Below are 14,246 nucleotides of genomic sequence, written 5' to 3'. Positions count from 1 at the left end.
TCGAGTCGCTGTCAAAGGTCTAGATCGCGGACAACGCCGACAATGCCGGTTTGGATGCGAACGTCTGCTATTCATCCCATTACAAGTAAGGCCACACCCTTGACCAAGCGCCCTAGCACATTTAGGCAAAATTGATCTGCCCGCCGGGACGAACCGGCCAGGAACGGCGCTTAGTCAGGACGACCTGATAAAACTGAGGTCGAAGATGACAACCAAACACAAAAATGCAAAGAAACTAATCGAGGGTCGACCCGCCCTAATCGTGATCGACATTCAGAAGAGCACGTTCATTGATAACAGCGCAATCCGGTCAATCGACAACATGCCGGGCTATAGGGAACGAATGATCGCGGCGCGCGATTTGGTTGACGCTGCACATCAAAACAATGTGCCCGTCATCTTCATTCAGGAAGTTCATCGTTCCGACCGGATCGACTTCAGCCGGGAGCTGGATGGCGATGAGGACATACACTGTCTCGAAGGTGATCCACGGACAGAGGTCGCCAAAGAAGAGATGGGAAATCGCACTGGTGACTATTTAGTTCCGAAGCGGCGTTATTCTGCGTTTTTTGGAACCGATTTCGAAATTCTGCTACGCGGCCTGAAGGTAGATACTCTGATACTATGCGGAGGGTTGACCGATGTCTGTGTGCACTACACGTTCGTTGATGGCCACCAATCAGACTACTTTTGCCGCGTTGTGGAGGATTGCGTCGGCGGGTTATCGCTGCAAGCCCATGAAGCTGCGCTTAGAGCAATGGAGTATTTGCAAACCGGCGCTGTTCAGAACCGTGAAACAGTGATCAACGCGATCTCTTTACTCTGATCCGAAATGGCTTCTTTACTTCTGTTTCACATTGCCTAAAGCCCAAACCAGCCATTCGAAATGTGTCGAAGGCTGTTAGGTTTGGGCTCAAAGCAGCCCTTTCGCCCGCAGCAACTCAAGCATATTCGCCTCCGGCCTTGGCCCGATATGGCTAATCACCTCGCGGGCGCAGACATTGCCAATGCGTGCGCAGGTCTCGTAATCGCGGCCTGTGGCCATGCCGAACAGGAACCCGGCAGCAAATTGATCACCTGCACCGGTCGCGTCCAAAGGGACGATCTTTTCAACTGGCACATCGATGCGCGCGTCGCCGTTCAGAACGGTCACCCCATCGCCAGACCGGGTGCAGACGACCAGAGGGCAAATCTCGGCCGTTTTAGCCAGCGCCTCTTCCAGATCGTCGGTTTCGAACAGCGATTTGATCTCAGCCTCATTGCCGATCACAAAATCCAATTCGTTTTCGATCAGCAGCAGGAAGTCGACCCGGTGTCGTTCAACACAGAACGGATCGGAAATGGCGATGCCTGCCTTACCGCCGCCTTCGTGGCAGTTGCGCGCAGCTTCCAAAAACGCCGCCTTGCCCTTTTCCTTGTCGAACAAATAGCCTTCAAGGAACATGATCTGGCTGTTGCCGGCGACCTCTTCCGAGACATCCTCAGACGACAGCTCGGACGAGATACCCAGATAGGTGTTCATCGACCGCTCACCATCCGGCGAGACAAAGATCATTGAACGAGAGGTCGGCAGTTCTCCACCCGGGATCGGAGGGTTTACGAAATCCACCCCATCCTCGTTCATCGCATCGGCGTAGAACCGACCCAGGGCGTCATCATGTACGCGTCCGATGAAAGCGGAATCCAGGCCCAATGCACCCGCTCCGGCGATGGTATTTGCAACCGAACCGCCCGGTGTCTGCACCCGACCTTCCATCGAGGCATACAGCACTTCGCCGCGCTCTTGCTCGATCAGCTGCATGATGCCCTTTTCGATACCCATCAGCTCAAGGAAACTGTCATCCGCCTGGGAAATCACGTCTACAACGGCGTTTCCGATGCCCGTCAGTTGGTAGGTCTTCATAGAGTCTTGTCCTCAAATTCGCAGAGATCGCGGATGATACAGGTCGGGCACTGCGGTTTGCGTGCCTTGCAGTGATAGCGGCCATGCAGAATCAACCAATGATGCGCATGCAACTGGAAATCGGTCGGGATGTTATCTTCGATAGCGCGCTCAACCGCGTCCACATTCTTGCCTGGACAGATGCCGGTGCGGTTGCCAACGCGGAAGATGTGCGTGTCTACTGCCTGCGCCGGATACCGCCACCACATGTTCAGTACGACATTAGCGGTCTTGCGCCCCACACCCGGCAGCGATTGCAGCGCGGCGCGGGAGTTCGGCACCTCGCCTCCATAGTCCTTGACCAGAATGCGGCTCAGCTTGATCACATTCTTGGCTTTCTGACGGAACAGACCGATGGTCTTGATATGTTCGATCAGACCCTCCTCGCCCAGATCCAGCATCTTTTGCGGGGTATCGGCGATCTTGAACAAGTCACGGGTGGCCTTGTTGACGCCCGCATCGGTCGCCTGCGCCGACAGCGCGACGGCCACGACCAGCGTATAGACGTTCACATGCTCCAACTCGCCCTTGGGTTCAGGGTCGGCGTCGTGAAAACGCGTAAAGATCTCGCGGATCTTGTGGTATCCAAGTTGCTTGGCCATCCGAGCCTTAATGCCCTGCCAGACAAGCGGTCGCAATTGAAAAGGTGCGTTTTGGTTTTGCTCAAGTGCGGGTCTTGGTCGATTTGTCCCTGTGCCTTACGTCTGCGGTCGGAAATCTACGCCCGCCGTTGCAAGTTGATTCCTGATCCCGTGCCATCGGCTCGGGTCAGCCACCAGAACGGCTGCCGGATCGATCTGAACCCGGTATCCTCGATTGAGCGCGCCCTGCGCGGTCTTGTTCACGCAATGACACCCGTCCAACCCTGTCAGAACCAGCGTTCCGATCTGTTTTTCTTCCAGGAACTGCTCAAAAACCGACAAAGAAAAGGCGTCACCCACAGACTTTACAAACTCGGCATCCGGATTCAGCGTGAGACGCGGATCCAATCCGATCCCGCCTGATTCCGCATTGCCACGCCCCTGATTGAACCAACCATTCAGCATGTTCGCCAGCCTCCCTTCGAATTCATGCCGAATGACGATCACGGGCCTACGAGACTGATGGGCGCTATCCGTCATCGACCGGATCGCCGATAAGGCGCCCTCGATCTGCGCGTCATCCCATGCGGACATCGAGGTAAAATCTGTTTGCATATCGATCACCAGCAACGCCGTTTCAGGCCGTGATGCGAGGTTTATTTTGGGCCCGGTGGTCGGAGTTCCAATCTTTCGGATTTCCAGGAGTATATATAAAACGGCGATCACTATCCCGGTCGCTATGATCCAAATGACGGACATGTCAGGTATCCTTGGCGAGGTCTGCAAAGTACCGGGTCAGGGCAAGTTGAACCTTGTGGTAAGCGGCAAGCTCTGACGCAGAAAAATCCTGTGCAAAGCGTGACAGCTTTGTCATCTCATCCGCTCTGATTGCCGTGATCGTCGCATCGCCCGAAGGGCTCAGTCGGTAGCAATGGGTGCCTGCACGTCTGGAATTGGGTTGGCTTTCGATCAGCTGTTCGCTCATCAGCTCTTTTAAGATGCGCGAGACATATTGCCGTTTCAGCTGCAGCTTGGCGCACAGCACCGGGGCGGTCGCGCCTGGAAATAGCGATAGACCTTCCAGAAGGGCACGTTGTCCGACGGTCACGCCTTTGCGCTGGCTGCCCTGCTCAACGGCTGCCGTGATGTTCCGAAGCAATGGCCGGGCGGCCTGCACTGCCTGATAAAGCTGATCCAACCTGTGTTCCATACCTGAATAGTAGGGGAACACAGATTGATTCGTCAACTCAGTTGACGAGATAAAGCGCAGGTTCCGGGTCGCAAGATCGCCGGGGGCAAGTTACTGTTCCTGTAACTGATGAGGTGACCGATGAACATCCAGACAGCAGAAAGCGGATATCATTACAACGTCATGCGGCGCGCGATCGAATTGATCGATCAGGGTGGAGAGAATCTCAGCCTTGATGAGCTGGCCCGCCAAATGGATATGAGCCCAGCCCATTTCCAGCGCTTGTTCTCGCGCTGGACTGGGGTGTCACCCAAGCGTTACCAGCAGTACCTGACTTTGGGCCATGCCAAGGCACTGCTGCGCGAACGTTTTACCACGCTGGAGACCGCGCATAACGTCGGATTATCCGGTAGCGGGCGGTTACACGATCTGTTCCTGAAATGGGAATCCATGAGCCCCGGCGAATACGCGCGTAAAGGCGCGGGTCTGACGATCTATTGGGGTTGGTTTGAAAGCCCATTTGGCCCGGCTCTGGTCATGGGGACCGACAAGGGGATCTGCGGCATCGCCTTTGGCGCTGAAACAGGTGAAGAAGAGGCGATGGAAGACATGCTGTCGCGCTGGCCTCAGGCCGAGTTCGTCGAAGACCCGATGCGCCTGCGCCCATGGGTTCATAGTGCCTTTGGCGCCGAAAGTGACCGCTTACAGCCGACCCCGCTCTATCTGATTGGCTCGCCGCTGCAGATCAAAGTGTGGGAGGCGTTGATGCACATCCCATCTGGACAGGTCACCACCTATTCAGAAATCGCGCAGCGGGTTGGCTCGCCACAAGCGGTGCGAGCTGTGGGAACGGCGGTGGGCCGAAACCCGGTCAGCTGGCTGATCCCGTGTCACCGTGCATTGCGCAAATCGGGCGGTCTGGGTGGTTACCACTGGGGGCTGCCGGTCAAACGCGCCATGCTGGCCTTTGAGGCGGCGCAGGCAGACGCCTGATTGACAGGTCGACCCGAGGCTGCCAAAAGGCGCGGCAGGTTCGGGTCCCCTGCCGTTCGCAGCCTTTGGCTTTGGTGAAACCCGGTTGAATAGCATCTGTTGCCCTTTCCTGGCGCGCGGATGGTAATGCGAGCCCCGTCCAGATTTCGCGCCCGTTCAAGGAAACGAGGCACATCATGACACAAACTCGAAACATCGCTCCGGTTGCGGAGCTGAAAGAGCAGGCAAAACGCCTGCGCAAACGCCTGCAAGATACAGGTGTTACGCTATCGCATAGCGAGGCGTTGGAATTGCTGGCACATCAGCATGGTGCGCGTGATTGGAACACCCTGCACGCCTTGGCCGGTAACCGAATGCAACTACGCATTGGTGACCGGGTTGAGGGCCGATATTTGGGTCAGCCCTTTACTGCGGAAATCCGTGGCCTGACAATCTTGGGTGATGGATCACATCGGCGGGTGACCCTGCAGTTCGACGCGCCTGTAGATGTGGTACAGTTCGATAGTTTTTCGGCTTATCGGCAGCGTGTCACCGGCGAGATTGGCTGGGATGGTCGATCCACCCGGCACACGTCGAATGGAGAGCCTCAACTGACCATTCGACCGGTTTGATGGCGAGCTCCTGCCCGGCGATTGCAGAGCAGGAGTATTCCTATTCTATCCGCAGCACCCGCTCCCGGTTGATTTTGCGGGCGCGCTGGGTGCTTCATTCAGGTTTGCGCCTCGCCCAAGCCATGTGCGTTCGGCCAAATAAAAATCCGAGAACTTCTGATCGAAATCCGCGGGAACGGATTTCGCCGGAATTCCCGTCTGCAGCACAGCCTGCTGCCATGCCTTCACCTTGGGATAACCCGCAAGCATGTCATAACCGCTGTGTTTTTCGACAATAGCCGCGCGGTGCAGCAGCGGCAGCCACGCGATATCAACATTGCCGAGTTCTTCGCCGGCAAAAAATGAGCCCTCGCCCAGTTGTTTCTCAATCCTCGCGAATGACGCATCCAGTTTGAGGATGCGATCATCCAGCGTCGCCTTGTCGGCGCTCTGCATCGTACTGCATTGGACCAGATAGTGTTTCGTCGCCTGATAGCTCCAAGCGCGATTAACTGCGCGGTGCTCGGGCGAAATGTTTGCCTGCAATGGCGCGGTGACATCGTCGATATATTCTACGATCGCGTCGGATTCGAACAGCGCGGTACCGTTCTCGGTTACCAGGACAGGCACTTGGCCCGTCGGTGAAATTTCCAAAAACCAGTCCGGTTTGTCGCTTAGGCTGATGTATTCCACGTCATAGGCTACGTTTTTTGCTTCCAGCATCGCGGTGACACGCTGCACGAACGGGCAGATTTTGAAGCTGATAATTTTGATCATCGTTTTATCCTTTTGATACGTTCACCTGTAAGACGGCGCCCGCATCAAAAAGACGAAGATTGGCTCAACATTTTTTGCAGTTATCAGATTTTAAATGATATTCCGTGATATTTCCGCGTATATCGATGGTCCAGTTACAGCAATCGTCAAATGCTTTACGCAGGTCGTCGCGACCCTTTTGAACTCTGGATTTCAATGTCGAATAAGATAGTCCGTGAGCCTTGGCATATTCTTTTTGGGACACGCCATTGATGTCGATGTCCATAAGCAACTTTGCCGTCTCGGCGGGCAAGCCGCGGATAAATGGCTCGACGCAATTTTCCAGTTCCTGACGGATGCCCGGATCGTCACTGGAATACCAAAGATCTTCAGGATCAACGGTCTTTGCCCGCGCGTTTTTTCTGTAGAAATCGATGATTGTGCGGTCAGCAGTCTGGAACAGCCAGGATTGCAACTTGGAAGGGTCGCCGAGCGTCGGTAGCCCTGTGAAAACCTTGATCGAGATTTCCTGCAAAAGGTCGTCTACATCCGCCGGGTTTGCCACCTTGGAATGTAGGAACGCCTTGATACGTGCGCGGTAGTTTGGCCAGATTTCTTCTATTTGCATAACTGGCAGGTATGGTCACCCAGAAGGCTTTTTTCAAGTTTGGCCAGTTCCGAGACGCAGGGATGCGTATCCAAATGTAAGCGGAGCGCGCCTGCGAAGCGCACTCCCCCAAAGTCAAATGTTATGGATACTTACTCCGTAGCCCAGCCGCCTACGGCCTTCACTTCGAGGAAGTCTTCCAACCCCCACACGCCGCCTTCACGTCCGTTCCCGGATTGCTTCATACCCCCAAACGGCGACCCTGCACTGCGAGACTGGCCATTCATCTCAACCATGCCGGATCGCAACACGCGGGCCATTCGATTGGCGCGGTCGCCATCTTGGGTCTGCACATAATTGGTTAGCCCATAAGGCGTGTCATTGGCGATCTCGATGGCCTCATCCTCGGTATCAAACGGGATCATGGTCAGGACGGGGCCAAAGATTTCTTCGCGGGCGATTGTCATCTGGTTGTTGGCATCAGCAAATACAGTGGGGCGCACATAATAGCCCTTGTTCAATCCCTCGGGCCGACCGGTGCCACCAGCAACCAGGCGCGCCCCTTCGTCGATACCCTTCTGGATCAGGTCCTGAATCTTGGTCCACTGAACCTCATTCACCACCGGCCCGATATGGCGACCTTCTTCAGCGGCGCTGCCCACGGTAATCTTGTTGGCCACCTCGGCGGCGGTCTCAACCGCCTGGTCATAGACCGGACGCTGCACCAGCATCCGGCTGGGCGCGTTGCAGCTTTGGCCGGTGTTGTTCATCATGTGCAGCACGCCGCGTTTGACTGCTTTCTCATCGGCATCCGCAAAGACCACATTTGCGCCTTTGCCACCCAGTTCCAGATGCACCTTTTTCAGGGTATCGGCAGCGTTTTTGGAAATCGCAGTACCTGCGCGGGTCGAGCCGGTGAAGCTGACCATATCCACATCCGGATGCCCCGATAGCTGCGAGCCGACGCCGACACCATCGCCGTTCACCAGATTGAAGACGCCTGCTGGGAAACCAGCTTCATCCATCATCTCGGCAAAAATCATCGCGTTCAGCGGGCTCTGTTCCGAGGGTTTTATCACCATCGTGCAGCCCGCGATCGCGGCGGCGCCCACCTTGAGCGTGACCTGATTCATCGGCCAATTCCAGGGCGTGATCAGGGCGGCGACACCTACCGCCTCATAGATGATCCGGTCATTCGGCGCGTGATCACCCAGCGGACGTTCGAACTGAAACGCCTTGGCGGCGCGGATAAAGTTTTTCAGGTGATAGATGCCCGCACCGGATTGCTGGGTACGCGCCATGTCAATTGGCGCACCCATTTCCATGGACATCGCCTGCGCCAGATCCTCCGAACGCGTAGCATAGATGTCGACCAGCTTTTCCACCAAGCCGATGCGCTCTTCGACGGGTGTGGCCATCCAGCCGGGCAGGGCGGCTTTGGCCGCAGCGACCGCCGCATTCGTGTCGGCCTCAGATCCCAGCGAGATCACCGCGCAGGGCTCTTCGGTCGAGGGGTCGATGACTTTGAAATCATTCGGTTCTGATGGGGCAACCCATTTGCCGTCGATATAGAACTCGCGCTTTTCGATCATGGCTCATCCTCCGGAGCAAAAATAAATCGACCGTCCGGTCGGTTTTCATGTGCACTTTGTCACCTGACTTGGTGCAAGGCAAGTGAGAATCATAATTTGATCAAATTATGTATCTACCGAATTTCCTGACAGGGCAACATGAATGGTTTAACCTTTGCGGTAAGTGATTAGATTGGCAGCAACCGACTCACGATTTTCTAAAGTAGAGGAGTTTTCCAATGGGTTTGCGTATCAACGACACCGTCCCGAATTTCACAGCAGAAACGGATCAAGGTACCGTCCAATTCCATGACTGGATCGGCGACAGCTGGGCAATCCTGTTCTCGCATCCCAAGGATTTCACCCCCGTCTGCACGACCGAGTTTTCGGCCGTTGCGCAGCTGAACGATGAATGGGCGGCGCGGAACACCAAGGTGATGGGTGTATCGGTCGATGGTGTCGAAGACCACAAGAAGTGGAAGAAAGACATTGAAGCATATGGCAACGCCAACCCCGGCTTCCCGATCATTGCTGATGATGGGTTGGCGGTGTCTAAGGCCTTCGACATGTTGCCTGCCGAAGCTTATCTGCCCGACGGCCGCACGCCTGCCGACAGTGCCACCGTGCGTTCGGTCTTTATCATCGGCCCGGACAAGCAACTGAAACTGTCGATGACCTACCCAATGACCGTGGGCCGGAACTTTGCCGAGATCCTGCGCGCACTGGACGGACTGCAAATGAGCGCCAAGGGCGTGGCAACTCCCGCCAACTGGGTGCCGGGTGAGGATGTGATCATCCCGCCTGCGGTATCGAATGATGAGGCGAAAGAAAAGTTCGGCGAGTTCGAGACGATCTTCCCTTATCTGCGTAAGACCAAAGCGCCGTCCTAAACGGATAGACGGGCAGGGGGCAAAAGCCCCCTGCTTCTTTCAATGCAAAAATGCTGGTGTGGTCCCGGAAGGGGCGCACAAACCCGAGCGCAAAATCTGCACTTCGAATGATCTCAGCACCGGCAACACGGTATCACCATAGCCGCGTGCACCCGACTGCAGTTCGGGAAACAGATCGAACAGTTCTTCCTTCACCGCCACACTCATCACGTCAAGTGTATGGTCGCCGGGATAAAATGATTCCGACCACAACCCTTCAACATTCACCAACTCATGCTGGTCGAACAGGATGTGAATATACTCGACACCTCCTTCCGGCGGCAGCTGATTGATGGTCTTACCGTTGACCAGAGATTTAGCAGTCGCCAGCATCATCGAGTGACTATGATGAAGTTCCATTGCCGGTGACGAAACGACCACCCGATGCTGCGGCGACAGCAGCAGATCTCGCGACGGCGTTTGCGGTCCAAGACTACCTGTATTGATCCGGATCGGACAATGCTTTGGGGTCTGATGCAGATCCGCCTCGCTCAGCCACCGCCTGCCCACCCAGCGCACGGCCCGGCTGGTGCCATCCGCGACGATCACCTGATCCCCGACTTTGATCTCTTCAATAAAACGGCGACCGGACGGAGTTAGGATGTAGGACCCCGATGTGAAGCAGACAAAGCTAGGCAGGCTGTCATAGGCCACAGGCGGCGCTGGGTTCTGCGCCAGCGTGTTGCCTGTCAGAACACCCCCGACTTCAACATCGCCAGAGGTCACGACGATGTATTGCGTCCCTGAAAAATTAATCAGAGTATAGGTAACTGGCGCCCCGCTTACAGTGGCCGTGTAACCTTCGAAAATCTGGAGGTTGCCCGAGTTGTCCAGGTTAGGAAGCGTACTGGTGTTAAACTGCTGGCCGCCGTTTCCATCCGGATCCTCAAGGAGGCCGTCATCATCGGTGATTTCGACCTGATACCCTTCGGTGATGGTCACGCTTGGATTGCCAAACGGGTCGCCGTTGATTTCATAGATGGTGATCGAGGCCAAAGCGGAGCGATTTCCCGGATATTGTCATATTTCCTTAACTTTTAGCTAACTCAACTTATAAGTGTTAAGAATTGGTTTACCGAACCAGCACCTGAGTGCGACTAAGGACGGTGCGAGCGGATTCCGAGGCCCCGTGGGTGTCCCCTTTCTAATGAAGCGCGCGCATTGGGTCTGACAGTTTTATTGACCGGCCGGCCAAATCAGGATCAGAATCCAAGGCAGATTGACTAAGTATCATGTGCACCCCACACTTGCGGCTTTTGAACGCTTGGGGGTTTTGACATGGGCAATTTTGAAGAATCTCTGGATCCGGAAGACTGGACCCTATCGCGCAAGCTTGCACATCAGATGGTTGACGATGCGATCGGGCATTTGTCAGAGGTCCGTGATCGGCAGGTCTGGCAAGAGATGCCGGATACGGTTCGAAACTTCTTCAAATCCCCTGCACCCATGACGCCGCAGCCGCTTGATGCCGTCTATGCCGACCTGCGCGAAAAACTGTTCCCGTATTCCATGGGCAACATCCATCCACGGTTCTGGGGATGGTATATGGGTTCGTCCAATTTCACCGGTGCACTGGGCGATTTTATTGCCGCGGTTGACGGTTCGAACCTTGGTGGCGGCAACACGGCTGCGGCGATGATCGACAATCAGGTGGTTGACTGGTTCAAGGAATTGATGGGCTTTCCCGAGGACGCTAGTGGAACTCTGACCAGCGGTGGCTCGATGGCCAATATGGTGGCTCTGAATGTGGCGCGAAACGCACTTGCCGGCGTTGACGTTCGCGCCGAAGGCATATTGGGCATGCCGCAACCCCTCAGGTTTTACTCTTCAGACCAAGTACATAGCTGCCATCAGAAAGCACTCGAGACGATGGGCCATGGCGCAAAGTCGCTGACAGAGGTTGTAAGCGATGACTACAATCGAATGCGCATCCCTGCGTTGGAAAACGCCATCGCAGCAGACCGGGCCAATGGCATCAAACCGGCCTGCGTGATCGCGACGGCAGGGACGACGAATACCGGTGCAATGGATGATCTCACTGCAGTTGCGGAAATCTGTCGTCGCGAAGGGATGTGATTCCATGTTGACGGCTGTATTGGAGCTTTCCTGCGCCTGGCGCCCGCCAACAAACATTTGGTTGATGGAATAGAGTTGGCCGACTCCATCGCCTTGGACCCGCATAAATGGCTGCACACCCCTTTCGAAGCTGGCTGCGTTCTGGTCCGGGACGCAAAGCGCCATTTCGATACGTTTGAGATGCACGGCGACTATCTGCAAATTCAGGAACGCGGGCTGATCGCTGGCAAGTTTTTGGCCGACTATAGTTTTGAGCTTAGCCGGGGGTTCAAAGCACTCAAGATCTGGATGTCATTGAAAGAGAACGGGGTCGAAAAATTTGGCCGTCTGATCGATCAGAACATCGAACAGGCGCGATATCTGCAGCAATTGGTGAGTGCCGACCAGCGGCTTGAACTCGTCGCGCCCGTGGATCTGAACATCGTGTGCTTTCGCTATACCAATGGGATCGCGGATGAAGATCGGCTTAGGGAAATCAACACAGAAATCATGTTACGGGTTCAGGAATCCGGCATCGCGGTTCCCTCTGATACCACCTTGGACGGGAAGCATTGCTTGCGCGTGGCGATCAACAATCACCGCACGCAGCGGCAAGATCTGGAGCTTTTCCTCGACACTGTTCTGCAAATCGGAGCGGATTTGGAATGAGAGTTCCGCGCCAACACATAGGTCCGAAGCGGGCAGCACTTGCTTCGGTTTATGCGGACCATAAAGACAAAAAAGACCCCGGCCTGAACCGGGGTCTCTTGCATCCAAACACTAAAGGCAGATTACTCTGCGCTTTCCTCTTTCTTTTCTTTCTTCTCGGGCACGATCTCTTCGCCGGTTTCCTGATCGACAACTTTCATCGACAGGCGGACCTTGCCGCGATCATCAAAGCCAAGCAGCTTGACCTTTACTTCCTGACCTTCCTTCAGAACATCCGAAGGATGGTTCAGGCGGCGGTTTTCGATCTGGGACACGTGTACCAGACCGTCGCGCTTGCCAAAGAAGTTCACGAAGGCACCGAAGTCGACGATCTTGACCACTTTCCCGGTGTAGATCTGACCCTCTTCCGGCTCAGCAACGATCGAGTGGATCATCTCATAGGCCTTCTTGATCGATTCACCATCCGGCGAGGCAATCTTGATGACGCCGTCGTCGTTGATGTCGACCTTGGCACCCGAAACCTCGACGATCTCGCGGATGACCTTACCGCCCGAACCGATCACTTCACGGATCTTGTCGGTCGGGATGTTCATGGTCTCGATGCGCGGGGCGTGGACCGAGAATTCGTTGGTCTCGGACAGGGCTTTGCCCATCTCGCCCAGGATGTGCATCCGGCCGTCTTTGGCTTGCGCCAGGGCTTTCTCCATGATCTCGGGCGTGATGCCCGCAACCTTGATGTCCATCTGCAACGACGTGATGCCGTTTTCAGTACCTGCCACTTTGAAGTCCATGTCGCCAAGGTGGTCTTCGTCACCCAGAATGTCCGACAGGATGGCGTATTCGCCGTCATCTTCCAGGATCAGACCCATGGCCACACCGGCAACCGGTGCTTTCAGCGGAACACCCGCATCCATCATCGACAGCGAACCGCCGCAGACAGACGCCATCGAGCTGGAGCCGTTGGATTCAGTGATCTCCGACACGATGCGGATCGTGTAGGGGAAGTCGGTCGCCGCAGGCAGAACCGCCTGCAGGGCGCGCCAAGCCAGCTTGCCGTGACCGATCTCACGACGACCGGGGCCACCTACGCGGCCAACTTCACCAACCGAATAGGGAGGGAAGTTGTAGTGCAGCAGGAAGTTCGATTTGAAGTTACCGTGCAGCGCGTCGATGAATTGCTCATCGTCGCCAGTGCCCAGCGTGGTCACGGCCAACGCCTGAGTCTCACCACGGGTGAACAGGGCGGAACCGTGGGTACGGGGCAGCATCGAGGTTTCTGCAACGATCGAACGGATATCGGTGGTCGAACGACCGTCGATCCGCTTGCCGCCCTTGACGACGTCGCCACGCAGAATGCCAGCTTCCAGCTTTTTCATTGCCGAACCGAGGTTGCCGTCTTCCAGCTGCTCTTCGGTCAGCGCTTCCTTGATCGCTTCACGGGCAGCGGCAACAGCGGCAGTGCGCTCTTGCTTGTCAGTGATCGCGAAGGCGGCGCGCATCTGCTCCTCACCGGCAGCCGAAACAGCGGCGGACAGCTCCGAGTAGTCGGGCGCTTCAAATTCGAACGGCTCTTTCGCGGCTTCTTCGGCCAGCGAGATGATCAGGTCGATGACCGGTTGAATCTGCTCATGCGCGAAGTTTACCGCGCCCAGCATTTCCGCTTCGGACAGTTCGTACGCTTCCGATTCCACCATCATCACGGCGTCTTTGGTACCGGCAACAACCAGGTCCAGACGCTGTTCAGGGTTCAGGCGCAGGTCCTGCATGTCGTCGACGGTCGGGTTCAGAACGTATTCGCCATCCTCGAAACCAACGCGGGCACCGGCGATCGGACCCATGAACGGCGCGCCCGAGATGGTCAGGGCAGCCGAAGCAGCGATCATTGCAACGATGTCGGGATCGTTGACCAGATCGTGGCTCAGCACGGTGCACATCACCAGAACTTCGTTCTTGAAGCCGTCAACGAACAGCGGACGGATCGGACGGTCAATCAGACGCGCAGTCAGCGTCTCTTTCTCGGTCGGGCGCGCCTCGCGCTTGAAGAAGCCACCCGGAACCTTACCGGCGGCATAGTATTTCTCTTGGTAGTGTACGGTCAGCGGGAAAAAGTCCTGACCAGGTTTTTGAGCCCGCGCAAAGGTCACGTTCGCCATGACGCTGGTTTCGCCCAGCGTGGCAATTACGCTGCCGTCCGCCTGACGGGCAACTTTGCCGGTTTCCAGTGTGAGCGTCTCTTCGCCCCACTGCATAGATTTCTTCGTTACATCAAACATATGCGTATCCTAGAACGGAGCACTCCCGCCCCTGCGGGTCTCCGGTTTGCATGGCGACCCCATTGCCGCCGACCCCATTTATCTTCCGTTC

Annotated in this window: 13 protein-coding genes and 1 pseudogene; 5 read left to right on the top strand and 9 right to left on the bottom strand. The window is 55.9% G+C overall.

All coding sequences use genetic code 11. From position 1 onward, the window contains the following. Positions 1-205: 205 nt before the first annotated feature. Positions 206-826, top strand: a complete 621-nt coding sequence (locus tag ACR0MQ_RS06650) for a cysteine hydrolase family protein (protein WP_170776014.1) — start codon at positions 206-208, stop codon at positions 824-826. Between the two features lie 87 nt (positions 827-913). Here the strand turns inward: ACR0MQ_RS06650 and ACR0MQ_RS06645 are convergent, their stop codons facing one another. The 4 genes from ACR0MQ_RS06645 to ACR0MQ_RS06630 form a co-directional block, all read right to left on the bottom strand. Then, positions 914-1,903, bottom strand: a complete 990-nt coding sequence (locus ACR0MQ_RS06645; protein ID WP_480606796.1) for an adenosine kinase — start codon at positions 1,901-1,903, stop codon at positions 914-916. Next, a complete protein-coding gene (gene nth / locus ACR0MQ_RS06640) occupies positions 1,900-2,544 on the bottom strand; it encodes an endonuclease III (protein WP_170541841.1) in 645 nt (214 codons plus the stop codon). Before nth ends, ACR0MQ_RS06645 begins: the two co-directional genes overlap by 4 nt. A gap of 96 nt (positions 2,545-2,640) precedes the next feature. Next, on the bottom strand, positions 2,641-3,282 hold the full coding sequence (locus ACR0MQ_RS06635; protein WP_170776015.1) for a cysteine hydrolase family protein: 642 nt from the start codon (positions 3,280-3,282) through the stop codon (positions 2,641-2,643). 1 nt (position 3,283) lies between these two features. Beyond that, on the bottom strand, positions 3,284-3,754 hold the full coding sequence (locus ACR0MQ_RS06630) for a MarR family winged helix-turn-helix transcriptional regulator (protein WP_480606793.1): 471 nt from the start codon (positions 3,752-3,754) through the stop codon (positions 3,284-3,286). Positions 3,755-3,853: 99 nt separating this feature from the next. Here ACR0MQ_RS06630 and ACR0MQ_RS06625 point away from each other — a divergent pair, with 99 nt between their 5' ends. Both ACR0MQ_RS06625 and ACR0MQ_RS06620 read left to right on the top strand, forming a co-directional pair. Further along, positions 3,854-4,705 carry a bifunctional helix-turn-helix domain-containing protein/methylated-DNA--[protein]-cysteine S-methyltransferase gene (locus ACR0MQ_RS06625; protein ID WP_170776016.1) on the top strand — a complete coding sequence of 284 codons (852 nt, stop codon included), beginning with the start codon at positions 3,854-3,856 and terminating at the stop codon, positions 4,703-4,705. Between the two features lie 176 nt (positions 4,706-4,881). Next, positions 4,882-5,316, top strand: coding sequence for a glyoxalase superfamily protein (locus tag ACR0MQ_RS06620; protein WP_170776017.1), 435 nt, complete (start codon positions 4,882-4,884; stop codon positions 5,314-5,316). A gap of 45 nt (positions 5,317-5,361) precedes the next feature. On the opposite strand, the gene ACR0MQ_RS06615 is transcribed toward ACR0MQ_RS06620, so the two are convergent. The 3 genes from ACR0MQ_RS06615 to ACR0MQ_RS06605 form a co-directional block, all read right to left on the bottom strand. Further along, entirely contained in the window at positions 5,362-6,072 is a 711-nt protein-coding gene (locus tag ACR0MQ_RS06615) for a glutathione S-transferase family protein (RefSeq protein WP_170776018.1), read from the bottom strand. A gap of 64 nt (positions 6,073-6,136) precedes the next feature. Further along, a complete protein-coding gene (sigZ, locus tag ACR0MQ_RS06610; protein ID WP_170776019.1) occupies positions 6,137-6,679 on the bottom strand; it encodes an RNA polymerase sigma factor SigZ in 543 nt (180 codons plus the stop codon). A 131-nt stretch (positions 6,680-6,810) separates the two neighbouring features. After that, positions 6,811-8,250 carry an aldehyde dehydrogenase family protein gene (locus ACR0MQ_RS06605; protein WP_170776020.1) on the bottom strand — a complete coding sequence of 480 codons (1,440 nt, stop codon included), beginning with the start codon at positions 8,248-8,250 and terminating at the stop codon, positions 6,811-6,813. A gap of 218 nt (positions 8,251-8,468) precedes the next feature. Here ACR0MQ_RS06605 and ACR0MQ_RS06600 point away from each other — a divergent pair, with 218 nt between their 5' ends. Further along, a complete protein-coding gene (locus ACR0MQ_RS06600) occupies positions 8,469-9,119 on the top strand; it encodes a peroxiredoxin (RefSeq protein WP_058274981.1) in 651 nt (216 codons plus the stop codon). Positions 9,120-9,158: 39 nt separating this feature from the next. Here ACR0MQ_RS06600 and ACR0MQ_RS06595 read toward each other — a convergent pair whose 3' ends face one another. Further along, a complete protein-coding gene (locus ACR0MQ_RS06595; protein ID WP_480606789.1) occupies positions 9,159-10,154 on the bottom strand; it encodes a Hint domain-containing protein in 996 nt (331 codons plus the stop codon). A gap of 282 nt (positions 10,155-10,436) precedes the next feature. On the opposite strand from ACR0MQ_RS06595, the pseudogene ACR0MQ_RS06590 reads away from it, so the two are divergent. Continuing rightward, positions 10,437-11,882 (top strand): annotated as a pseudogene (locus tag ACR0MQ_RS06590) (pyridoxal phosphate-dependent decarboxylase family protein). A 122-nt stretch (positions 11,883-12,004) separates the two neighbouring features. Here the strand turns inward: ACR0MQ_RS06590 and pnp are convergent. After that, on the bottom strand, positions 12,005-14,155 hold the full coding sequence (pnp, locus tag ACR0MQ_RS06585) for a polyribonucleotide nucleotidyltransferase (RefSeq protein ID WP_480606786.1): 2,151 nt from the start codon (positions 14,153-14,155) through the stop codon (positions 12,005-12,007). Between the last annotated feature and the right edge of the window lie 91 nt (positions 14,156-14,246).

The organism is Ruegeria sp. AN6, from assembly GCF_056540425.1.
Note: the sequence above shows the minus strand (reverse complement) of the source record. Positions and strands in the feature narration are given on the sequence as shown.